Annotated in this window: 22 protein-coding genes, 1 other RNA gene and 1 other annotated feature; of the genes, 2 read left to right on the top strand and 21 right to left on the bottom strand. The window is 38.8% G+C overall.

Annotation, left to right across the window (positions count from 1 at the left end):
* Positions 1–9 precede the first annotated feature (9 nt).
* The 11 genes from MKX57_RS16595 to hisS all read right to left on the bottom strand — a co-directional run bounded on the left by MKX57_RS16595 (position 10) and on the right by hisS (position 8,796).
* Positions 10–330, bottom strand: a complete 321-nt coding sequence (locus tag MKX57_RS16595) for a PTS lactose/cellobiose transporter subunit IIA (protein ID WP_008181140.1) — start codon at positions 328–330, stop codon at positions 10–12.
* A 16-nt stretch (positions 331–346) separates the two neighbouring features.
* Entirely contained in the window at positions 347–658 is a 312-nt protein-coding gene (locus tag MKX57_RS16600) for a PTS sugar transporter subunit IIB (RefSeq protein ID WP_029986797.1), read from the bottom strand.
* A gap of 228 nt (positions 659–886) precedes the next feature.
* Positions 887–2,062, bottom strand: coding sequence for a GNAT family N-acetyltransferase (locus MKX57_RS16605; protein WP_089986671.1), 1,176 nt, complete (start codon positions 2,060–2,062; stop codon positions 887–889).
* 105 nt (positions 2,063–2,167) lie between these two features.
* Positions 2,168–2,437, bottom strand: coding sequence for an HPr family phosphocarrier protein (locus MKX57_RS16610; protein WP_008181145.1), 270 nt, complete (start codon positions 2,435–2,437; stop codon positions 2,168–2,170).
* A gap of 17 nt (positions 2,438–2,454) precedes the next feature.
* Positions 2,455–3,180, bottom strand: a complete 726-nt coding sequence (locus MKX57_RS16615) for an SIS domain-containing protein (RefSeq protein ID WP_008181147.1) — start codon at positions 3,178–3,180, stop codon at positions 2,455–2,457.
* A 4-nt stretch (positions 3,181–3,184) separates the two neighbouring features.
* Positions 3,185–3,907 carry a GntR family transcriptional regulator gene (locus tag MKX57_RS16620; protein ID WP_025114380.1) on the bottom strand — a complete coding sequence of 241 codons (723 nt, stop codon included), beginning with the start codon at positions 3,905–3,907 and terminating at the stop codon, positions 3,185–3,187.
* Between the two features lie 26 nt (positions 3,908–3,933).
* Entirely contained in the window at positions 3,934–4,635 is a 702-nt protein-coding gene (locus MKX57_RS16625; RefSeq protein ID WP_342551133.1) for an amidohydrolase family protein, read from the bottom strand.
* A complete protein-coding gene (locus MKX57_RS16630) occupies positions 4,632–5,093 on the bottom strand; it encodes an amidohydrolase family protein (RefSeq protein WP_342550424.1) in 462 nt (153 codons plus the stop codon). Before MKX57_RS16630 ends, MKX57_RS16625 begins: the two co-directional genes overlap by 4 nt.
* Before the next feature lie 261 nt (positions 5,094–5,354).
* Positions 5,355–5,554: non-coding RNA, 6S RNA (ssrS, locus tag MKX57_RS16635), on the bottom strand.
* Positions 5,555–5,693: 139 nt separating this feature from the next.
* Entirely contained in the window at positions 5,694–7,463 is a 1,770-nt protein-coding gene (gene aspS, locus MKX57_RS16640; RefSeq protein WP_107922059.1) for an aspartate--tRNA ligase, read from the bottom strand.
* Positions 7,464–7,527: 64 nt separating this feature from the next.
* Complete coding sequence (gene hisS / locus MKX57_RS16645) at positions 7,528–8,796, bottom strand: histidine--tRNA ligase (protein WP_025114383.1); 1,269 nt, start codon at positions 8,794–8,796, stop codon at positions 7,528–7,530.
* Between the two features lie 196 nt (positions 8,797–8,992).
* Positions 8,993–9,235 (bottom strand) — a binding site (T-box leader).
* Positions 9,236–9,399: 164 nt separating this feature from the next.
* On the opposite strand from hisS, the gene MKX57_RS16650 reads away from it, so the two are divergent.
* The gene (locus MKX57_RS16650) at positions 9,400–10,980 is read left to right on the top strand and encodes an SH3 domain-containing protein (RefSeq protein WP_089986674.1); all 1,581 of its coding nucleotides are present in this window, start codon (positions 9,400–9,402) and stop codon (positions 10,978–10,980) included.
* A gap of 50 nt (positions 10,981–11,030) precedes the next feature.
* Here MKX57_RS16650 and MKX57_RS16655 read toward each other — a convergent pair whose 3' ends face one another.
* From MKX57_RS16655 to MKX57_RS16690, 8 genes are all read right to left on the bottom strand, one after another.
* On the bottom strand, positions 11,031–12,437 hold the full coding sequence (locus tag MKX57_RS16655; protein ID WP_008181082.1) for an AbgT family transporter: 1,407 nt from the start codon (positions 12,435–12,437) through the stop codon (positions 11,031–11,033).
* Between the two features lie 140 nt (positions 12,438–12,577).
* Complete coding sequence (locus MKX57_RS16660) at positions 12,578–13,885, bottom strand: MarR family transcriptional regulator (protein WP_237068793.1); 1,308 nt, start codon at positions 13,883–13,885, stop codon at positions 12,578–12,580.
* 106 nt (positions 13,886–13,991) lie between these two features.
* Positions 13,992–14,207 carry a DUF2642 domain-containing protein gene (locus MKX57_RS16665; protein WP_107922058.1) on the bottom strand — a complete coding sequence of 72 codons (216 nt, stop codon included), beginning with the start codon at positions 14,205–14,207 and terminating at the stop codon, positions 13,992–13,994.
* Between the two features lie 72 nt (positions 14,208–14,279).
* A complete protein-coding gene (gene dtd / locus MKX57_RS16670) occupies positions 14,280–14,720 on the bottom strand; it encodes a D-aminoacyl-tRNA deacylase (protein ID WP_008181087.1) in 441 nt (146 codons plus the stop codon).
* Positions 14,721–14,749: 29 nt separating this feature from the next.
* Positions 14,750–16,945 (bottom strand): bifunctional (p)ppGpp synthetase/guanosine-3',5'-bis(diphosphate) 3'-pyrophosphohydrolase, encoded by a 2,196-nt coding sequence (locus MKX57_RS16675; protein ID WP_008181090.1) that lies wholly within the window; start codon positions 16,943–16,945, stop codon positions 14,750–14,752.
* A 205-nt stretch (positions 16,946–17,150) separates the two neighbouring features.
* Positions 17,151–18,065, bottom strand: a complete 915-nt coding sequence (locus MKX57_RS16680; protein WP_025114648.1) for a pseudouridine-5'-phosphate glycosidase — start codon at positions 18,063–18,065, stop codon at positions 17,151–17,153.
* Between the two features lie 4 nt (positions 18,066–18,069).
* Positions 18,070–19,161 carry a carbohydrate kinase gene (locus MKX57_RS16685; protein WP_342550425.1) on the bottom strand — a complete coding sequence of 364 codons (1,092 nt, stop codon included), beginning with the start codon at positions 19,159–19,161 and terminating at the stop codon, positions 18,070–18,072.
* Between the two features lie 99 nt (positions 19,162–19,260).
* Positions 19,261–20,520 carry an MFS transporter gene (locus tag MKX57_RS16690; RefSeq protein ID WP_342550426.1) on the bottom strand — a complete coding sequence of 420 codons (1,260 nt, stop codon included), beginning with the start codon at positions 20,518–20,520 and terminating at the stop codon, positions 19,261–19,263.
* A gap of 192 nt (positions 20,521–20,712) precedes the next feature.
* Between MKX57_RS16690 and MKX57_RS16695 the strand changes: the two genes are divergently transcribed.
* Positions 20,713–21,171 carry a MarR family winged helix-turn-helix transcriptional regulator gene (locus tag MKX57_RS16695; RefSeq protein ID WP_008181096.1) on the top strand — a complete coding sequence of 153 codons (459 nt, stop codon included), beginning with the start codon at positions 20,713–20,715 and terminating at the stop codon, positions 21,169–21,171.
* Between the two features lie 37 nt (positions 21,172–21,208).
* On the opposite strand, the gene MKX57_RS16700 is transcribed toward MKX57_RS16695, so the two are convergent.
* Together MKX57_RS16700 and recJ are read right to left on the bottom strand one after the other, a co-directional pair.
* Complete coding sequence (locus tag MKX57_RS16700; RefSeq protein WP_008181098.1) at positions 21,209–21,721, bottom strand: adenine phosphoribosyltransferase; 513 nt, start codon at positions 21,719–21,721, stop codon at positions 21,209–21,211.
* Positions 21,722–21,751: 30 nt separating this feature from the next.
* Positions 21,752–24,073, bottom strand: a complete 2,322-nt coding sequence (gene recJ / locus MKX57_RS16705) for a single-stranded-DNA-specific exonuclease RecJ (protein ID WP_342550427.1) — start codon at positions 24,071–24,073, stop codon at positions 21,752–21,754.
* Positions 24,074–24,307: the final 234 nt, after the last annotated feature.

Consider the following 24,307-nt stretch of genomic DNA (forward strand, 5'->3'; position numbering starts at 1 on the left):
AATTTGATGTTACTCCCCTTTGATTCGTTCATATAATTCGATCATTTCCTGCGCTAGATCACGAAATGTAATAGCGTTCATTAAATGATCTTGCGCATGAATTAATAACATCGATACTTCGACTTTTTCTCCCCTTGCTTCCTGCGATAATAAACCTGTTTGAGAATGGTGTGCTTCGATTAATGCCTCATTCGCTAATTTAATTTTTTCCTTTGCTGCGTCTATCTGTCCCTTTTTTGCCAATTGTAGAGCTTCCATGCATTCACTTTTTGTATGTCCACTATGAACGATAAGCCCCATAATGGATTCCATTAATGCAGTTTCTTCCATCCCCCTTGAGCCTCCTTTAACCTATTAATTGTAATGCTTGCTGTAAGACTTTTTCGCCATTCATCATGCCGTAATCTGCCATATTAATAACATCGATTGGGAAATCCATGTCCTTGAATTTTGTTTCAAATGAGCCCTTTAAATAGCGTACTTGAGGACCTAATAACAGCACATCAGCTTTTTTAGTCGCTAGTACTTTTTCAACCTCGCCTTCTGCAATTGCATAAATATCTGCCTCAATATTTTGCTCCTGTGCAGCTTTTTGCATCTTGGATACTAATAAACTAGTACTCATACCAGCTACACACACTAACATAATATTTTTCATTTCAAACACTCCTTTTTTTCATTTTCCAACAGTGTAATCGCTTACTTAATCTGAGAATAGCACCTATTGGTATATACCACAATATATTTTTTACAGTAATTTTCTCCTTATGAAAGTGTTTACAAAATTGGGCTATTGCACTTTTATAGAAAAATAAACGATTCTACTTAACTGGTATAGTCCACAAAAGAATTCAAAAAAATTTTAATTTTCCTGACTATTCATTCCTTAAAAATACTCATAAAACGCTGGTTTTTCAGTAGGTAATGCCCACTGCCATTGCTGGATAATCTTCTCTTCTATAGGTTGATTGGCATATATAACAGCATCTTTTACTGACAGATAGCCAACCATCATTGCAGAAAAAAGATTAATAGGTAATGTTAACATATGCATGTCACTGATCGAATTTGTCTCAATTATTGAGACATGGCCACTTTTATTTATTTGATAGATCTGTTCATTCCAAGGACAATACTTATCTTCAATACAGACATACAATGTTTCTTGAATATCCTTCCATGGATATTGCTTCATAAATGCATGAGCATCTACTACTCTGACCATCACATCCTGTTTAACTTCCTTTTTAAATTGTGGCTCTTCGAAATAAAAGCCAAATGGCCTATGATTGGAAGTAACCCCTTTCATACTACTGACACTCGCTGCATGAGATGTCATGTAACGCCACATAGCTTGTTCTGCTGAATAATTTGCTACGATAAAATCTTGAATGTCAAACGTACCCTGCTGGATCGTATAACGGATATATCCCTCTAAATGACCCTCGTTAAAATAGGCAGCAAAATGACTATCAGGGTTCCTTCTTTCAATTCTTTTCCACCATGCATCATCACGAATCATACCACCATTTTGAGCAATAGCCATTGCCTGATGAAATTCCTTGATCTTTTCGAAAAGCTCGGAGTCTGGCCATTCAAAGCTCATACGTTTGACGACATCTAATTGCTTCCCAAATGAAGGGAACATCGATTGTGGTATTGTGTAATATAATTTCTCAAAGAACAACTCCCATCCGAAATGACGATAGAAGGACACAGAAAATGGTGCTAACACAGAAATGATTTGCCCATTTTCACGCATATTTTGTAGAGCTTCTGTCATCAATTTTTTTATAATTCCCTGCTGACGATACTCAGGATAGGTAGCGACAAACCCTATGCCTCCCATCTTGTAGCTAATACCATGCACGGTCATATTGAGTGGTAGAATTAATAGCTGCCCCACTACCTTTTTGGCATCATAGGCACCTAGTGTTGCACTATGCTCAATCCAATAGTGAAAATCCTCTCTACGTGGCCCAGTGTATTTATTTGGAAAACAATAATCTCGTAATTGATGGATCTGCCCATAATCGTTCGGTGAGACGATACGAATGTCCATATAACCACCCCTTTTAGAACTGAATATTCTTATAATTAAATAGCTAAAAATCTGTTAAAGGAGATTCAACTGCAGTGGTTTGTAAATCAACCACTGCTAGAATCCTTAAAGCATTTCCCCTATTTCCTTGGATACCATAATATCTGTTATAGTTTGAAATACTTTTTCAACATCTGGTCCATCCGCTGATATTTCCACTACACTTCCTGGTTTAACCCCTAATGACATAACACCCATAATAGACTTTAAATTTACGGCCTTCTCTTGAAAAGTTAAGGTAATATCACTTTCGAATGGTGTAACCGCAGTGACTAGTAATGCAGCGGGTCTTGCATGTATTCCTTCGGGTGTAGTAATTTTATATATTTTCTTCATTCATAATGCCTCCATTTTCATGTAAAATCTATTCGATCTTGATAATTGGCAATCATTATCTCATTATGTGACCAATCGGAGTCTACATTATTGCTAACAAAAATGGGCAGCTCGGTTGAAGTCTTGGCAATTTCCTCAATAACTTCGCTGAATAAAGCATTCAATAGCAGCGAACCGATCACTGTCGATGCAGGTGCATATTGCATGTTTTGAGCATGTGCATGTAGAACTCCATCACCAATAGGTATATGAGTGTTAATAACTAGATCTACCACTTCTTCCAGTCGTAGTCCACAATGATGACGTGTTGCCTGCTCCCTATAATCAAGTGATTGGAGAGATAGGACAAATACGTTTGCATGTTTGGCTAATAAAGCTGCATCAATCGGTGCTGCATTTCTACCAGAAGTTGAAATCACAATACAAATATCATTTTCACGAAAGTCAAATTGCTCTTTATGTTGTTCAATAATTGCTGGGTCCTTTTCGTTAATAGAAGAGGCTATAGCTCCTGCATGTAATGCTAGAGGTTCAATAAAAATCGGACGTACAGGTACTAAACCACCCGCACGATAAAATGCCTCCTGTGCTAATAGCTGTGAATGACCACAACCGAATAATTGGATAATCCCACCTTTTTGAAGGCGTTGCACAATAATTTGTGCCGCTTCCTTTATACAAGCAGACTCCTGCTCCTTCACAACCTGGATCAGCTTTTCAATTTCAGAAAAATATGCATCCATATAATCACCTTTTTATTTCACTTATAAATTTGTAACGATCCGCACGATACGTACTACGTACAAGCTCAAATGGCCGACCGTCAGATAGATAACTCGTACGTTTAATAATTAAAACAGGCGCTGTTTGATTAATTTGCAAAAACTTTCCATCCTCTTTCGACACAATCGCTGCTTCCATTTGTTGGACGGCATTACCAATTTTCTGATGGAATTTTGCTTCGATTAATGCATATAACGAGCCCATTATTTGCTTCTCATCCAACTCTGGATATACTTTCACAGGTATATACGTTTTTTCAATCGCCATTGGCTTGGAATCAGCATTTCTTATTCGCACGACAAAAAACACTTCTTCTCCGGGCTCCATCATTAAATCCCTTGCAATATCCACTGGCGGTATAATTTTTTCAAAACGTAATACTTTACTACTCGGTTCCATTCCTCTTGCTCGCATATCCTCAGTAAAACTTGTTAAGCCTTTTAACGGTTGCTCTAATTTTGGATTGGCAACATAAGTACCTCTTCCTTTTTCACGATATAGCAAACCGCTATTCACTAGATTGGTAATGGATTGACGAACAGTCATTCTACTAACATCAAACTGTGCAGAAAGCTCTCGTTCTGAAGGTATTGTTTCTCCAATTTTGTATTCTTCTAAATAAATTCGTTGTTTAATAATCTCTTCTATTTGTATATAGATAGGTATATGAGAATTTTTCTCTAACAATTCTTGCACCTTCCTTATCGCCTCATTTATGATTTCTCAAATACAACTTTACCTCGACAAATAGTTTTTTGCACATTTAATTTTTGATCAAGCAATACAAAATCTGCATCAAAACCTTCTTTGATTCGCCCCTTCTTGGACAACCTTAACTGCTCCGCAGCATTTGTAGAGGACATGGCGACTATTTCTTGAAGTGAACAATTTGTAACAGCCTTCATATTTTTTACTGCCTGTTCCATCGTTAAAATACTGCCAGCTAATGCACCATTTGCTAAATGAGCACCTTTTTCACTCACAGACACTGTTTGCCCGCCTAAATCATATTCGCCATACTGTAATCCTTTCGCGCGCATCGCATCCGTAATAAGAATAATGCCCTTTGCACCTTTCAAACGATAAGCCAACATGACTGATTGAGGATGACTATGCACAAAATCGACAATGAGTTCAACTTTAATCTTTTCATCTAGTAAAGCCCCACCGACAACACCAGGGTCACGATGATGAAAAGGCCGCATTTGATTATATAAATGAGTGGCCTGATTTACTCCTAAAGCTACTGCTTTATGGACTTCATCTATTGAAGCGTCAGAGTGACCAATAGATGGAATGACCTGAAAGTCTCTTAGTGCTTCAAGAAATGTAAAGCCACCCTCTATTTCTGGTGCTATCGTGATTTGTCTTATTTGATGGTTACTAATATTTTGCCAATGGGCAAATTGCTCTATCGTAGGCTAATCATGTAAGCTACTGGCTGGGCACCAGCGCGAATTTTCGAAACAAATGGACCTTCCACATGTATACCCAATACATTGGCTTCTCCTTCATGACATTGGAATTCCGCTATATTCAATAAAGCGCTTTCAATTTTACTGACGGATTGTGTCATTGTCGTAGCAAGAAAACTTGTAACACCTTCTTGCACTAAAGAGCGAGCCATCGCATGTAAAGACTGTTGAGTAGCATCCATCGTATCATGGCCTGCTGATCCATGAATATGCATATCAATATAACCTGGAAGCAAAAACCAATCCTGATCTGTACCTTCTATATAGTGAGCTGCCTCGATATTTAAGTTACGGCCTATTTGAGCAATTTCTCCGTCCTGAATAAAGAGATCACCCTCAAATGGTTTCCCCTCAGGATTAATCATTGTGACATGGGAGATTAATAGCGTATCCTTCAAAATTTCACCTCCAGCTAAATTTTTAAAGCTTTGAGGAATTTTCACCATTTCTTATAAGGTATAGTTGTCTATACCAATTATATGCTCATTTACCAAAAATAAAAAGCTATTTTTTCTATTTTCTAAATTTTTCATACATTATTTTGTCCTTTGAAATAGTTCTGAATAAAAAAGCTAAAACACGTGAGGGGTTGGTATATATTCATTTGCACATAAAAAAGGAGCTTTTTTTATAAGCTCCTTTTCACTCCTATGTATAGGACGAATCCCAATTGTGCCGTAATGCCAAGAAACATTCGTTTTGAACCCGCAATTTGCAGGGGGGTGCCTGCTTTGCAGCTTTAAACGTCCCGCTCCGCTAGGGGCATGTTTGCGACCACAAAATGAAGGCTCCCGATTCGATAGTGTTCGGTCAAAACTGTGAAGTAGAATTAGCAGTTAGACAAACACATCAGGATTCGTATTACAGTTATCATAGCACCACTTTTCTGATAATTCAAACGATTTTATCTAATAATCTATAATTTCTTGAGAAAACGCAAAAAATACCTAGATTCCCAACAATTTTTGCTAGGAAATCCAGGTATTTTGCATTATAAATTATTTTCTAAAAGGTTTAATTGCCAAGCTTAATTCGCTAAGTTGCTCAGTAGATACTTCACTTGGTGCTTCTGTCATTAAGCAGCTTGCACTTGCTGTTTTCGGGAATGCAATTGTATCACGTAAATTGTGACGACCTGCTAATAGCATCACAAAGCGATCAAGACCAAATGCAAGTCCAGCATGTGGTGGCACACCATATTCAAATGCTTCTAATAAGAAACCGAATTGGGCTTGAGCTTCTTCTTCGGAGAAACCAAGTAATTCAAACATTTTTTCTTGTAGGTCACGTTCATAAATACGTAGTGAACCACCACCAAGCTCATAGCCGTTTAATACGATATCATATGCCTGTGCACGAACAGCTCCTGGATCTGTATCCATTAACGGAATATCCTCGTCAAACGGACGTGTAAATGGATGGTGAGCTGCATAATAACGACCGTCCTCCTCAGAGTATTCAAATAATGGCCAGTCTGTAATCCATAGGAATGCAAATTGTGATTCGTCGATTAATTCTAAGTCTTGACCTAATTTCGAACGAAGTGCCCCTAAAGAAGCCGCTACAACAGATGCTTTATCCGCAACGAATACTAGAATATCGCCAACTTCTGCACCCATTCGTTCGATTAATGCTGCCGCTAACGCTTCATCGAAGAATTTTGCGATTGGGCCATTTAAGCCTTCCTCTGTTACCTTTAACCAAGCAAGTCCTTTAGCGCCGTAAATACCAACGAACTTAGTTAGTTCATCCATGTCTTTACGAGAGTATTTGTCAGCCGCACCTTTAATATTGATACTTTTAACTTGTTTTCCTTGTGCCACTGTATCAGCGAACACTTTGAAACCACAGCCTTCAAAAACTTCATTTAAAGCTACTAATTCTAATCCAAAGCGTACATCTGGTTTATCAGAACCATAACGATCCATTGCTTCCTGATACTTCATACGTTGGAATGGTGCAGGAATATCAATCCCTTTTACTTCTTTCATGACTGCTTGGATTAATCGCTCGTTCATTTCTAAAACTTCTTCTTGTGTTAAGAAGCTTGTTTCAATGTCCACCTGTGTAAACTCAGGTTGACGGTCAGCACGTAAGTCTTCATCACGGAAGCAACGTGCAATTTGGAAATACTTCTCAAAGCCAGCAACCATTAATAATTGTTTAAATAGCTGAGGTGATTGAGGTAAAGCATAAAATTCACCTTCATGGACACGTGATGGTACTAAATAGTCACGAGCACCCTCTGGCGTTGATTTTGTTAAAATCGGAGTTTCAACCTCTAAAAAGCCTTCGTTTTGTAAGAAGTTACGGATTGTACGCGTAACGTCCGAACGCATTTTGAACGTATCGAACATAACTGGACGACGTAGGTCAAGATAACGGTATTTTAAACGTAGATCTTCTGATACGTCAGTGCGATCTTCAATTTGGAATGGTGTAGTTTTTGCTGTATTAATGACGACTAAATTCGTCGCCTCCACCTCGATTTTACCATTTGGTACATTCGGGTTGATTTGGTCCTCTGTACGTAGAATAACTGTTCCTTCTATTTCAATTACGTACTCACTACGCACTTTATCCGCCAATGCATGCGCTTCTGCAACGTCTGGACTAAAGACTACTTGTGTAATCCCTGTACGGTCACGTAAATCAATGAAAATTAATCCACCTAGGTCACGACGACGCTGTACCCATCCTTTTAATACGACTTTTTCGCCTTGTAACGTTTCTGAAAGCTCGTTACTAGCATGTGTTCTTGTAGCCATTGTTAAATTCCTCCAAAATATATTCAATTTATGTAGCATTTAACGAGAAATGCCATATCTTTGTTTAGGATTGTTGTGATAAATGATTGACTAACTCTGAAAATGCAACCTTGTGCTGCTCACCAGATTCCATATGCTTTACGGCAGCTGCTTGCTCTTCAAGCTCTGTTTCACCAAGGACAATTGTATACTTGGCCCCTAGACGGTCGGCTGATTTCATTTGGGCTTTCATTTTACGATCTAAATAATCCATCTCTGTTGCAAGGCCCTTTGCACGGAAAGTACTAGTTAACTCTACCGCCTTTTGCTTTGCATCATCGCCCATGGCAATAATATAAACGTCTAATCCAGAAGCCGTATCTAATTCAACACCTTCTGCTTCAAGCGCTAATAACAAACGTTCAATACTTAAAGCGAAACCAATACCAGGAACATCTGGACCGCCTATTTCTTGCACTAGACCATTGTATCGTCCACCACCACAAAGTGTTGTAATAGCTCCGAAGCCAGATGCCGTTGACATAATTTCGAAGGTCGTATGGTTGTAATAATCCAGTCCTCTTACAAGGTTTGGATCAACCTCATACGTAATGCCAAGAGTATCTAAATATGATTTCACTTGGGCAAAATAAGCAGCCGATTCCTCTGTAAGGAACTCTGTTAATGCAGGAGCTGTTTTCATTAGTGGGTGCTCACGATCCACCTTACAATCTAAAATACGCAATGGGTTCTTTTGTAAACGATTTTGGCAATCTGAGCAAAATTCATGAATATTTGGCTCAAAATGTTGTAATAAAGCTGTACGGTGCGTATCACGTGTTTCTTTATCACCTAGTGAATTGATCACTAATTTTAAATCCTTTAAGCCCGCTGATTCATAGACATCCATTGCAAGTGCAATGACTTCTGCATCAATTGCAGGATCTGCTGAACCAATTGCCTCTACACCAAATTGAACAAATTGGCGATAGCGACCAGCTTGTTGACGCTCATAGCGGAACATAGGCCCTAGATATGAGAGCTTAACAGGTTGATCTGGAGCGCCAAACATTTTATGTTCCACATATGCACGTACAACACCAGCTGTATTTTCAGGACGTAGTGTTAGTGAGCGACCGCCACGATCCTCAAATGTATACATTTCTTTTTGAACAACATCCGTTGTTTCCCCTACACCACGTGCAAATAAATCAGTCTGCTCGAAAATCGGTGTGCGAATTTCGTTGTAGCGATAGACGCGACAAATATCACGAATAATCGCTTCAACCTTCTGCCATTTTTCAGATTGACCTGGCAAAATATCTTGTGTCCCTCTTGGCACTTTAAAACTCATGTAATTCCCTCCTATATTGATTGCCTATGATTGAGCCATTTTCATCGAGACTAAGTGGGTTCTACTTATGTTGAGCGAGGTTCCATCTGACCCTCCTCCAACGTAAGTGGCGGACATCCTCATATTAAGTAAGCTGCCTCACTACTAGCATTCCATGTTTTTGACAACACAAAAAAGCTCCCGTCACCTTGCCTATGCAAGGGACGAGAGCTATATAAGCTTCCGCGGTTCCACCCTAGTTGACACAAATTTTTACATGTGTCCTCCTCGTAATCGGATAACGGCCGATTCCGTTTTTTCCTACTAAGCACTGCTTTTCAGAAAAAAGCCTCTCAAGTGTTATTCACGTTATACATTTTTGTAGGAAAGATTGCAGCCTAAGTCTTTCCTTCTCTGTTCCAATAGAGGTACACGCTACTTGCTTGGTCATAAGCGATTAATCATTTTTCGATTACCCTTTATGTTAGTCACTAGCTAACCCAATGTCAACTATTTTTGTATTTTTCATAAGAGAGTAACGAAAATAACAAATTCCATTACCTTTTTACCACGAATTTTAATACAAAAGCATGGTAAAATAGCACAAGGAATAGGAGGAATCTGATGAGGACAAAAATTTTACATAGTATTATCATCTTCGTACTAATAGTAACAATTGCGATTCCAAATAAGAACTTTATTCAATATGCTTCCGCTGATACGAGTGATCTAAAAGTATCTGGTACGATTCTTCATTTACGTGAGGGTCCTGGATTGTCTTATCCAATTATTACGACTTTAGATGAAGGTGATCCTTTAACTTCAATCGCTCGTGAAGGTGATTGGATACAGGTAAAAGCAGGTAGCTATGAAGGCTGGGTAGCATCCTGGTTAACTACCTCTACAAGCACTCAAAAAACCATTGATAAAACTGTTATTTCACAGGTTGACCGTTTAAATATTCGCACTGATCCAGATATATCTTCTGCTGTTCTTGGACAGCTTTCTACGGGCAACCAAGCAAACCTCCTGGAGGAAAATAATGAATGGGCTAAAATTGATTGGAACGGATTATCTGGTTGGGTTTCTAAGGATTATGTAACGATTAATGACAGTCCTAAAAAAGAAAAAGAGCCAAAAGAGGATTCTGTAGAAGTATCTACAACTACTACACCTGTTAATAAAGATACTACTTTTACGATATTGGTGGATGCATTGAATGTTCGTAAAAAACCTGATTTGAATGCCAAAAAAATTGGCACAGTGACAAAGGGAAAGGCTTACAAGGTCCTTGCACATGAGCACAATTGGGTACAAATTCAGTATAATGATAAAAAAGCTGGATGGGTTTATAGTTTTTACGGTACTTTTTCAAATAAAGTAAAGAGCACATCTAAATCGTCCTCTTCAAAAGATTTAGAATCCGTTACTATTATTTATAATGGGACAAACTTACGAACTGATGCGTCAACTGCTGCTGAAGTTGTGGAGCGAGTAGACGCTGGTAAAACCTATCCTATTGTCGGCGTAAAAAATGATTTTTACGAAATTCAACTAGACAAAGAAACAGCGTTTGTTGCGAATTGGGTTGTTACAACGAGCTCCAATAAAACTTCTATCCCACAAAAGGATCAACAAGAGCCTCGTAAAAAGGGAACATTAAATGGATTAACCATTGTTGTAGATGCTGGGCATGGAGGCAATGACCATGGAACAACAGGTCAACGTGGAACAGAAGAAAAAGGGATTACTTTGAAAACAGCTACTCTCCTTGCTTCTAAGCTAAGTGCAGCGGGTGCCAATGTTGTTATGACAAGAGAGTCTGACGAATATGTGGCATTGCGGAAGCGTGTCTCGATTGCCCACCAGTATGAGGCAGACGCTTTTATTAGTCTTCATTATGACGCTACCGATGATAGCTCTATTAACGGCTTCACATCCTATTATATGAATAGTAATCAAAAAGGGCTTGCGGAGGCAATACATGATGGACTTTCGAGTAAAATTGATTTGAGAGATCGTGGAACCCAACAAGGCAACTATTTAGTACTACGTGAGAATCGACAAAGAGCCGTGCTTATTGAGCTGGGTTACTTAAGTAATGCTAGTGAAGAGCGGGCCATCACCACGGCTAAATTCCGTGAACAGGCTACTCTTGGTATTTATCAAGGCATCTTAAATTACTTTAATGCGAATGAAGAATAATACAAAAAAGCTGTGGAATGATCATCATTTTCCACAGCTCTTTTCATGTTTTAAGAAATACCTAATGCTACTGCAGCTATTAATGCTACACATGCAATCAATGCCCAGCCAAGAATCATCTTCCAAATGAATTTAATCCACTTTTCATATGGAATACCTGCTACGGCTAAATACGCCATTAATGCAGATGAAGTAGGAATAATGGAGTTTGTTAATGAATCTCCGTACTGGAATGCTAAGACTGCTACTTGTCGTTCTAATCCTAATAAATCAGTAATCGGAATCATAATTGGCATGGTTGCTGCCGCCTGTCCACTACCAGATGAAATAAATAAATTTAAAAGGGCTTGAATAAACAGCATACCGATTGCACTAATAGCATGCGGTAAATGTCCGATTGTCTCTGATGCTGCATAAACAATTGTATCTATGATTTTCCCTTGCTCTAAAACGACTGTAATAGCACGTGCAAAACCTACGATGAGAGCACCGAATGTTACAGCCTTTGCCCCATCAATAAAGGAGTCGAAAATAGTGCCAGGTTTTAAACCGCCAATTAGGCCTGCAAGTAAGCCCATAATTAAAAATGAAGCCGTTAATTGTGTTAAAAACCAATCCCAATTAAAAACACCATAAATATTAAATCCAATGCCACATGCCATTACAATAAATACTAGCTTATGTTTTCCTGTTAATGAAGGAATGTCAATCGCAGATACATTGGATTTAGCCTGTTGTTCAATTTCATAAATCACACTTGCCTGCGGGTTCTTTTTCACCTTAAAAGCATAGCGAGACACATAGAAGATAGCAAAACTTAATACAAAAATATAGACAACTGCACGGAAACCAATCCCTGAGAATAAAGGTACATCTGCTAATGATTGAGCAACGCCAACCGTAAAGGGATTAAGCATCCCCCCAAAAAATCCACTAGCTGCTCCTAGTGTAATCATGGCAGTTCCTGTAACCGCATCAAAGCCCATAGCACGAGCGATTGCTACGCCAATTGGTACGAAAATAATCGTTTCTTCCGCCATCCCCATTGTAAAACCACCAACAGAGAATAGAATCATAGATAGTGGAATTAAGAGCTTTTCTCTACCCTCTAATGCTTTCACACCTTTATAAACACCAGCTTCGATAGCACCTGTCGAACGAATAATACCAAATACACCACTAACTAAGAAAATATAGAAGATAATTTGAGCACCTTTTTCAAGGCCCATCGGTACTGCTGTAAACATTTCAAAAATGGAAACTGGATTACTGTCAATATGATGATAGCTTCCATCCACAACGAGCATACGTCCTTCTGGATCTTCTACTCGGTCAAACTCACCTGCTGGAATAATATAGCTTGCAATACCTGCTAGAAAAATAATAGCAAAAATAATCGTATATGTATGAGGTACTTTCAGCCAACTCTTCTTTTTTACACGCTGTTCATTTTCCAAAATATCACCAACCTATTGATAGATTTTGACACTAGCAAACTCTATCAAAGCCCCCTTCCTACTTTGTCGCTATATGTCGTTAATTGAAAATAAATATACATTAGTTCAAATTTATTGTAAAGTATTAATTTTCTATTATTTCAGATTTCCCATTTTGTCGTTGCCTTATAAAGCTTCCTAGGACGGCCCTGATGATAAGGGTGCTCCTCCCCTGCAAACGTAAAATAGTTCTGTTCAATTAAACGATTAATAATGCGCTCAGCAGATCTACGTGACAGATTCATATAGTCTGCTAATTCAGCAGCGGAAAAAGGACGATTATTGGTTACCAACATGAATTGCTTCATAACGTTAATATTTTTAGCACTCATTTTCACTTTTTCAGCAATCTCTAAAATATGTTTATTATTGCTACTTAAAGCTACTTTATTATTATTTTCAAATAATGGTCCATATAATCGATTCTGTTCATCCACCAAGCACATTACCGTAGAAGTCTCGCTATATTTGGTTGTAAAAAACAAAGCCTGTGATGAATGTGCCTCCGCCTCATGTAAAGAATAGCCATAGCCAACACCCACTCTGAAAATAGTACCAAATTGCTGTTCATACTGTTCTTTTAGGGAACGTAAATAAGAAGGTTCAAGCTTTTCAATTACCCCTCTTGTTGAAATAATTAAATAAGGCTCCTGCTGTGCTGGCATGACCTTTGCATGCAAACGATCGCTTAATGTTTCTAAAGTACTTAGAAATACTGGATGAAGGTGTGATAAATTTTCTTGGCAATGAATGGAGACAACGGCAATTTGCGAGGACGCCAATAATTGATGATGATACGCATCTAAGGCTCTAGTAACCGCCGCTGCAAACGTTTGTTTGCTTTCAACCATATACTTCGCAGGTATCCCTAATTGTTCAAGCTCTATAAAAACAGCATGAAGGCTAGTAAGAGCTACTTTAGTCTTTCCAGCTTCGTATAACTCCTTATGATAATGAACATAATCAGCCATATTTAAATTTGCTATTTTTTCAGGTTTTTCATGGACCCATGCATAATCTTTTACATACACATCTGTAGATGCAATTCCTGCCTCCTTCATCACTTGATAAAAGCTATTCATTTTAGGCAAATCTATCGATAATTCGCTCAATCCTACTCGTTCATGATGGTGTAGGGATAATAGCGAAAGGGCTAAAGTCAATTCATCAAAAGGGAGATATGTCGCTTGTATAGATAATGCCTTTATTTTTTCGTAGCAATAGTAATAGGGAATGGAGCCAGCAAATAATACAATATCCGATTGAGATGCGGCTTCTTCAATAAAATCCACACACTGTTCAGGATGCGTATATGGAAAATGAATAAATTGTACGTGAGGAAATACTGCGAAATGCTCCTTTATATTATTCCAAAAAAACAAAGAACCTAAAATTGCTATTGTTTGCATAATTTTCAACCTCTCTAATAAATCAAATATTCTAATAATTAAGTTCATTCATTATAACGTAAATATATAAAAAAAGAACCTTCCATCATCGAAGGTTCACACATACTCATTTTTTGGTTGTTTCCAATGTAACCCACACAATTTCCTCCAACTGTATGAAGAATGGTGTACGACTAATCTCTAAAATAATATGGTCAGGTAATATTGATAATAAAATACCTTGTTGAATATTTTTTTCTGTTTGCACTACAATAGCCTGACCAACCATCAATTTAAGAGTTTCGTATAAATATGGATTGGATATACTTCCTATCTGCGCCATGTTCTTGACACTCCCTCCTATAAAACTAACCATACTCTTAAGTATATGAAGGAATGATAGGAAATGTACCATTTATTTTGACTCTAGAAGTATTGTTACTGGCCCATCATTAATGAGTGCAACATCCATCATTGCACCAAAAATGCCTGTCTCCACATGTAAACCGTGTTCCCGTAATGCTTGATTAAAAGCTTCCCACAGCGGCTCTGCTACTTCTGGTCTTGCAGCACTTGTGAAACTTGGACGATTCCCTTTTTTTGCATCCCCATATAACGTAAATTGCGAGACGGATAAAATAGCGCCACCTTGCTCCAAAATAGAATGATTCATTTTTCCATCAGCATCTTCCCAAAGGCGTAAATTGGCTACTTTTTTCGCTAAGTATTCGACATCTTCCTGCGTATCTTCATGTGTAATACCAACTAGAAGAACATAGCCACTATCGATGGCTCCTGTAACAGTTCCGTCAACTGTTACAGAAGCTGTTTTACTACGCTGTAATACTACCTTCATACGTCAATAACCCCAATTCTAACTATTGCTTAATTGATAACTCGTTGCACCGAATAAATATCAGGTGTTTGTTTAATTCGCTCCACAACCTTATGCAAATGCGAAATATTCGAAATAGAGATTGTTAAATGAATTGTGGCCATTTTATCACGATCAGCACGGCCACTTACCGCTAAAATATTTGTTTTAGTTTCACTAACAATTTGCATAATCTCATTTAAAATACCAGGTCGATCAAAAGCAGAAACCTCAATATCCACTGGGTATTCCTTTTTCTCAGGGATGACACCATGCTCCCACTCGACTTCAATTAAACGCTCCTGCTCATCCTCAATTTGAATATTAGGACAGTCTGCACGATGCACGGATACACCACGACCCTTTGTAATAAAGCCAACAATGTCATCTCCTGGAACAGGCGTACAGCAGCGCGAAAGTCGAATGAGCATATTATCAATGCCCTTCACAATGACACCTGATTCCGTACGTTTTTGTGGGATCGGATTTTTCATTTTTTGTTCGATTTTTTCTAAGGCTTCTTCCTGTTCACGCTCTTTTCGGCGTTTTTCAGCTAAACGATTCACAACTTGTTGTGCCGTTATTCCGCTCACACCAACAGCTGCATATAAGTCCTCTTCATTCGTATAATTAAACTTATCGCATACTCGTTTTAGATTTTCAGCTGACATTGTTTCCTTTAAATCGAAATCCTGTGCACGGATTTCTTTTTCAATCATCTCTTTACCTTTGACAATATTTTCCTCACGTAAATGACGTTTGAAAAATTGCTTTATTTTATTTTTTGCCTGTGAGGATTGTGCTATTTTCAGCCAATCTCGGCTTGGTCCAAAGGATTGCTTAGATGTTAAAATTTCAATGATGTCGCCCGTTTTCAGCGGTGTATCAAGCGGCACCATTTTGCCATTAATTTTCGCCCCTATTGTACGATTTCCGACCTCAGAATGGACACGATAGGCGAAATCAATCGGGACTGAACCAGCAGGTAATTCAATGACGTCACCTTCAGGGGTAAAGACGTACACCATATCTGAAAACAGATCAAATTTTAAGGATTCCATAAACTCTTCCGCGTTGGAAGACTCATTTTGGAATTCTAATATTTCACGGAACCATGTTAATTTTTGGTCGACATTTTGCTTTTGATGGTCAACCTTCCTACCCTCTTTATACGCCCAGTGTGCCGCAATCCCGTACTCAGCAATCTTATGCATTTCCTTTGTACGAATCTGTACCTCTAATGGATCTCCATACGGACCAATAACGGTTGTGTGTAAGGATTGATATAGATTTTGTTTTGGCATAGCAATATAATCTTTAAAACGTCCTGGCATTGGCTTCCACAACGTATGCACAATCCCTAATACGGCATAGCAATCTTTAATACTATCGACCAATACACGAATGGCTAACAAATCATAAATTTCATTAAACTGTTTCTTTTGTAGCACCATTTTTCGATAAATACTGTAAATATGCTTTGGACGTCCATATACATCTGCATCAATTTCAACTTCATTCAGCTGTGATTTCATTTCAGCCATAACATTGTCTAGATATGCCTCACGCTCATCTCGCTTTTTCTTCATCAAACTGACAATACGATAATATTGCTGTGGGTTTAAATAGCGAAGTGCTGTATCTTCAAGCTCCCATTTGACAGTCGATATTCCAAGACGATGTGCAAGCGGTGCAAAAATTTCTAAAGTTTCTTTCGAAATACGTCTCTGCTTTTCGGCAGGCAAATGCTTTAGCGTACGCATATTGTGAAGACGGTCTGCTAGCTTTATTAAAATGACACGGATGTCCTGCGCCATGGCTACAAACATTTTTCGATGATTTTCTGCTTGCTGCGCCTCTTTTGATAAATACTTAATTTTCCCTAATTTTGTAACTCCGTCCACGAGTACTGCTACTTCTTCGCCAAATTCCCGTACCAAATCATCCCGCGTAAAATCTGTATCTTCGACAACATCATGTAAAAAACCTGCCGCTACAGTTTCTGGGTCCATTTGTAATTCAGCTAGAATACCCGCTACTTGTACTGGGTGAATAATATACGGTTCACCAGAGCTACGGAATTGCTCAATATGGGCATCCCTTGCTAATTCATATGCTTTTTTCACGAATGCGACATTTTCATCATTCATGTAGGATTTGACTAACTCAAAAACGTCCTCAGGAGTCAAAATTTGCTCTTTCGCCATAACATGTCCACCTTGCTCGTCAAATTTTTCAGATTAGATATAAACTTAATTGTATAAAATTTTGTAGCCTATTGTAAAGAGACTGTGTCATTTAGTTTAGTTAATCTCGTGAACAGCATTAAAAATGGAAAAAATATTCTTCTTTTTAATAAAAAAGACCCTCTGCGACGTTATGTCACAAAGAGTCTTTGTTTCGACAAGAGAATTAGTGTAATTGATTGAAAGCTACAGCAATTTTCGCGCCCACTACTGCATTGTTTTTCACTAATGCAATGTTGGCATCAAGGCTTTTACCTTCTGTTAATTCTTTTACTTTACCTAGTAAGAATGGTGTCACGTTTTTACCTTGAATACCATTTTCTTCAGCTTCAGCTAAAGCTTTTTCAATTATATTCGTAATAAACGCATGCTCTAAAGCTTCAGCTTCAGGGATTGGGTTAGCAATAACAGCTCCACCTTTTAAACCTAATGCCCATTTCGCACTTAGCATTTCTGCAATTTCTTGTGGTGTATCAAGCTGGAAGTTTACATCGAATCCACTTTGACGTGTGTAGAATGCTGGTAATTCATCCGTACCATAACCAACTACAGGTACACCTTTTGTTTCAAGATATTCTAATGTAAGGCCGATATCTAAAATAGATTTTGCACCAGCACAAATGACAGCAACATTTGTTTGTGCTAATTCTTCTAAGTCAGCAGAGACATCCATTGTCGTTTCAGCACCACGGTGAACGCCACCAATACCACCTGTTACAAAGATTTCAATACCTGCTAGCTCTGCACAGATCATTGTAGCTGCAACTGTTGTCGCTCCAAGTTTTTTTGTAGCAAGTAAGTAGCCTAGGTCACGGCGTGAAGCTTTAGCAACACCTTGTGCATTACCGAACATTTCAAGCTCTTCATCTGATAAACCAATTTTAATTTTCCCATCAATTAATGCAATTGTTGCAGGTACCGCACCATTATCGCGAATAATTTGCTCAACCTCGCGAGCAGTTTGTACGTTTTGTGGGTATGGCATCCCGTGTGAAATAATCGTTGATTCTAAAGCCACGATTGGTAAGCCCTTTGCTTGTCCTGCTTTTACTTCTTCTGATAATACGATGAATTCTTTCATGTTGTTATTCCTCCATTTCACTTTTTAACAAATCTACAGATAATTCAGGTCTCACTGTATAAGGAGATGCTAAGGTATTTTTTGCATTGGTTAACCCTGCATCAAGACATGACGCAAAGGATTGTCCTGTCAGCCAGCCGTGAATAACGGCACTGACAAAGGCATCTCCAGCACCTGTCACATCTTCAATCTTATCAATTACTTTGGCAGCAAAATGACTAGGCGCAATTGTTGTTGAAGCCGCATATACGCCCTTACTGCCAGCTGTGATAATTACATGCTCAGCACCTAATTGTAGGAGCTGTTGTAATGCTTTTTCATAATGACTCACGTTTTCAATTGTATGTCCTACAATTGTTTCTGCTTCATCCGTGTTACAAATAAACCATGTTACGCCTTGTAATGTTTCAGGTAGTCGATTCATTTTAGGCGAGGATACTGGCACAATAACCAGTGGAATTTCACGAGCAATAGCTACTTGCTGGATATAAGCCACTGTTTCTTTCGGACAGTTTAAGTCCAAAATAAAGCAGCCAGCGTTCACAAGCATCGTCTCATGCTTTTTTAACAAATTAGGCAATAATAAGTCATATACTTCCATATTGGCTACAGCTAGTGCTAGCTCGCCCTGCTCATCCATAATGGCTGTATAAGAACCAGTTGAAGCTTCAGGTAACTGCTCCACATATCGTAGATTCATAAACGATTCTGAAGCATCTTGGATCACTTGCCAATCCGCATCTTTACCAGCTGTTGTGAGCAATGTCACTTGATGGTTTAATCGGCCTAAGTTTTCAGCAATGTTTCGACCGACACCACCTACACTAAAGGAAGAACTAGCAGGGTTAGATGTTCCAAATTGAACATTGCCCTTCACGTGGAATTTTCGGTCTAAGTTAGCTCCACCGATACAAATAATTTCATTTGCCTCGGGTAAAATATAAGCACGACCTACTATTTTTCCTTCCTTCGTTAAACTAGACACTAAATTAGCAAGTACGGGACGAGATAAATTCATGGCATCCGCCATCTCTTGCTGAGACATAAACGGATTTTGGCGAATTAAAGCAAGCACCGCCTGTTCTCTTTCATTCATAGCATCACCTTTTATTATATTTGTTTACATTATAAACTTTTGTTTGAGTTTTGTCAAAAAAAAGTTGAACCTTTCATACAGAGGTTCAACTTTTCATGTTTAGTTCGTTTGTGCTTCTGGAGAAGCTTGTTTTTTGACGATGATAACGAATAGGCTCGCCAATGCACAAAAAGCCCCTGCAAGAAAAAAAGCCCATGTATAGGAATTGAAAAATTTATAAATCAACCCACCACCATATGCAGCGACTGCCGCTCCCGCTTGATGAGAGGCAAAAATCCATCCGTAAATAATACTACTCTTTTGTACGCCAAAAGTTTGTCGGGCAATACTAATCGTAGGTGGCACTGTTGCAATCCAATCAAGGCCATAAAAGATAGTAAAAATAGTTAATAAAACAAAGGAGCCCTGTGCCAAAGCATATGGGAGTAACAGGAGGGAAGCTCCTCTTAACAGATAATACCAAAATAATAACCAACGATTATCAAAGCGATCTGATAGCCAACCAGATGCAGTAGTACCTAGTAAATTAAATACACCCATAAAAGAAAGGAGCGATGCAGCGGTTACTAATGGAATACCAAAGCTAATGCAATAAGAGACAAAATGAGTACCGATTAAACCACTCGTTGAAAGACCGCAAATGAAAAAGCTCCCTGCTAACAGCCAAAAAGTTTTGACTTTAACCGCTTCTAATAAGCCATTGAAGGCCATACTAATTGGATTTTTCTTGAGCTGCACATGGGGATTTTCAAATATCTCATCCTGTCCATAAGGCGTTAAGCCCAAATCCTGCGGTTTGTTTTTGATAAAAATAGCAATTATGATTAACATCACTATACTCAAAAGTAGAATAAAGCCGATTGCCCATCTCCATGAATAGTGGTCAATGATAATAGCAAGCACTGGCAATAAAATAAGCTGACCCGTGGCTGTACTAGCCGTTAAAATCCCTACTGCCAGCCCTCTTCTTTTGACGAACCAATGATTGGCTACATAAGGACTGAGCACCGTTAAAAAGAGGCTTGCGCCGAGACCAATGATTCCACCCCAAATAATGATTAATTGCCATGATTGATTCATGAAAAATGTTAAAGACATTCCTAACACTAATGTAGACATAGCACTTATCATCATCTTTTTTAAACCTATCACTTCAAGCAAAGCTGCCATAAATGGTCCAGAGATGCCATATAAAAATAAGCTGACGGCAAATGCTAGCGCAATCGTCGATCGATCCCATTGAAACTCCCTTTCTAAAGGTTCAATAAACACACCAGATGATGACATTGTAATTCCAGCAACAATAATGGAGAAAAACGTGACCACTAAAATAAACCAACTGTAATGAATCCGCTTCATTATTCCACCTACTTTTCTTGTCAAAGTCACTCTAAAAGCATGTATATACATGTTTTAGAGTATATTCGTTCATTTATATGTATATACATGTATAATGATAGTAACCATTCCATTAGATAGCTGTCAATAAGTATTTTTTAGCGCTTAGGTGTATACTTAAAATTAGTAGAATCCCTCAAAGGAGTACTGACCATGAAAAATCAACAGAATACTATCGATTACACACAAATATGTGTTTGTGCAAACCTTCGAAAAAAAACAAGGGTCGTGACGCAGTTATATGATAAATTACTTCAGCCTACCGGTTTAAAAGTGACTCAATATTCTATGCTGGCACATATCGACCTCCAACAAGCTGTTTCCATTAGTCGTTTAGGTGAAATTTTATTGCTTGACCAAACGACCGTGACACGTAATATCAATCTATTAAAGCAATATGGCTACGTCGAGTTAAAGCGTGATCCCCATGACGCTCGCACTAAAAATATAATGCTCACTGAAAAAGGGTTAGAGAAGCTGCATGAGGCTGCACCCATTTGGAAAACGATTCAAGATAAAATCGTTGATGATATTGGTGTCGAAAAATATGCTGATTTCTATGATACTTTGCGAACAATGCAAAAGATCATTCAGTCCTACGATGAACAATAAAAAAGCGCCCATGTGATGGCGCTTTTTTTCAATGCTCTTAATATTGAATAAGAGTTTTAATATTTAAGTCGCCCAGCTTGTCACGACCATTTAATTCTAAAAGTTCAATTAAGAAGGCACAACCCACTACTTGACCACCTAATTGTTCCACTAGACGAACAGTGGCTTCTACCGTACCGCCTGTTGCTAGTAAATCATCACAGATTAGTACCTTTTGACCAGGCTTAATGGCATCATTATGCATAGTTAATGTATCTTTGCCATATTCAAGACCATAGTCTGCACTAATAACCTCGCGTGGTAATTTACCCGGTTTGCGAACAGGTGCAAAGCCGATTTCAAGGGCATAGGCAACTGGGCACCCAATAATAAAACCACGTGCTTCAGGACCCACTACAATTTCTGCACCTAGTTCTTTTGCATATTCTACAATTTGATCTGTTGCATATTTGTATGCCGGTCCATGATCCATAATTGTAGTTATATCTCTGAATGTAATACCCTCTTTCGGCCAGTTTTCAACCGTTGTAACGTATTGCTTTAAATCCATTTTATTGCTCCTCCTACGAAACGTATTCGTCTAGTCATGTATTCGTTCATCAAACCATTGTTTTAATTCTATATAAGGAGCATAGACAAGCATTTGCTCCATTTCAATCTGTTCTGAACGTTGTTTGTACGACGGTGCCTCGGTCAATGCTTGTTTTGGAGCATCCACGTTGACAGTCGTCAGTCCACTCTCCATTTTAACAAAATCAAGCTCAAAAAACACCTGTGTCATAAATTTTAATGTTTCTAATGGCCATCCAGTATGCTTAGCTATGTCCGCTACATGCATATCAAGTGGAAATGCTGGTCGATTTTTCAAGAATTTATAATACCATGCAAATTGCTCTCGGGTAGGTAAAACATTAAAGTATTGTGAATCTGGCATATAAAAATGCGCATAGATGCGTGAAGGGGCTGTCTTCTGTAAAACCTCTTCTAGCTTTTGAATGTTTTCAGGCAAATCTAAAAGAACAATATATTCACTTTGTCCGATGTTTGAAAGAGTTGGATCAACGACTATTATAGGAACATCAATTAACGATTGATAATAGGTCAGTGTTGTTGGACGAAAGGCTATAAATGTCGCCTCTTCCTTTGGCACTGTATTGAGCCAGCGAGCCGTTTGACGAATACCACGAATATCAAAAAGCTGCCATTCAGTGGTTTGAACATCTTCAATCATAAATTGAGCTTTTTTACGACCCTGCCACTCGTTAATTTGCAAATCACCAATAAAGGACACTTTTATGCCATACGTTAATTCATCATGTAAATGGCCCTTATGGAAACCAACACTATCTAATTTGTCATAGCCATTCGTTAATTCCATTTTTATATGGTTCTCAGCTGCTCCAATTTTTCGCATCGAAGATATTTCAACGTCCTCAAGCACATAAACTGGCTTCGGAAAATCGGTACCATACGGGCCAAGTGTTGATATTTCTTCAATAGCATCTGCAGAAATTTCATCTAGGCTTAGAGGGATATCGATGTGTACCACAGGTGTTAACTGCTCTTCTGTTAAACATGCTCTTGCCTGTGTATCCAAGCGTGACCGTAGTTCATCCACATGCTCAATTGATAAAGTCATCCCCGCTGCCATCGGATGGCCCCCAAAATGAGGTAAAATATCACGATTTTTGGCCAATTCATTATATAAATGGAAGCCTTCAATACTGCGTGCAGAGCCTTTTGCTGTGCCTTTATCAGGGTCAAGTGAAAGGACAATCGTCGGACGATAATATTGTTCAACAAGACGTGAAGCAACGATTCCTACAACCCCTGCATTCCAGCCTTCTCCTGCTACAACAAGGACTAAAGAATCGCTAATTTTCTTCTCTGCTTCAATTAGGGCAATGGCTTCATCCGTTATACTTTTGACAATATCCTTACGCTCGGTATTGCAGGCATTTAGCTGTTTGGCCAATGCTGTTGCCTTTGCGCTATCCTCTGCCATTAATAATTCGACACCTGGCGATGCATCACCGAGACGCCCCACTGCATTAAAGCGTGGACCAAAATAAAAGCCAATCGTTTCCTCATTAATTTTTGCTTGCTCCGTACTCGCAATATCACACATGGCTTGTACCCATGGACTAAGAGAACGACGCATTTCCTCTATCCCTCGTTTAACGAGATAACGATTTTCATCCACTAATGGCACCAAATCAGCCACCGTGCCAATCGCAACATATTCTAATAAATGAGTTGGTAGTTCTCCGTATAGAGCATGTGCAAGCTTAAAAGCTACACCTACACCAGCAAGCTCTCCAAAAGGATAATGCCCTTCAGGTATACGTGGATGTAAAATGATATCTGCTGGTGGTAATTCCTCCCCTGGTTCATGGTGATCGGTCACAATGACATCCAGCCCAAGCTCCTTCGCTACACGAATAGGTTCAATCCCCGAAATCCCATTATCCACAGTGATAATTAACTGCACACCCTCCTCATATGCTTCCCTGAAAAGAGCCTCATGTGGCCCATAACCATGAATAAAACGATTCGGTATTTTAAACGATACATCAGCACCAAGATTTAATAGAACATTTAGCATGACCGTCGTACTTGTCACACCATCGGCATCATAATCGCCGTAGACTAAAATTTTCTCTCCATTATCAAGAGCTTGCTCAATTCGTGCCACCGCTTCCGTCATACCGTGCATGAGAAAAGGGTCATGGACATTCGCTTCTGTCATATTTAATAAGCTTTCTGCATCAGCTGTTGTTTCACAGCCTCGCGCTGCTAAAATTTTTGCTGCAATCGCAGAAAGTTGTAAGTCATTTTGTAATGCTTGTACAAGATTTACGTCTGGGCGCTCCACTTGCCATCTTTTTTTCGATAGAATCATCTTCTCACTTCCTTACGAAAGCTATTATACCGAAATTCTACACGATACGCACTATCCGTAAGATTGATAGTTTTATCCAAGTAAGGCTATGTCTCTGTTTCAGCATGCTATCCATCACTTTGCTCCTGCTATCCGTCACTTCCCCCTTGCTATCCGTCACTTTGCTCCTTCTATCCGTCACTTTCCCCTTGCTATCCGTCACTTTGACCCTTCTATCCATCACTCCCCCCCACG

This window comes from Lysinibacillus sp. FSL M8-0216 (assembly GCF_038595555.1).
GTDB classification, from domain to species: domain Bacteria; phylum Bacillota; class Bacilli; order Bacillales_A; family Planococcaceae; genus Lysinibacillus; species Lysinibacillus fusiformis.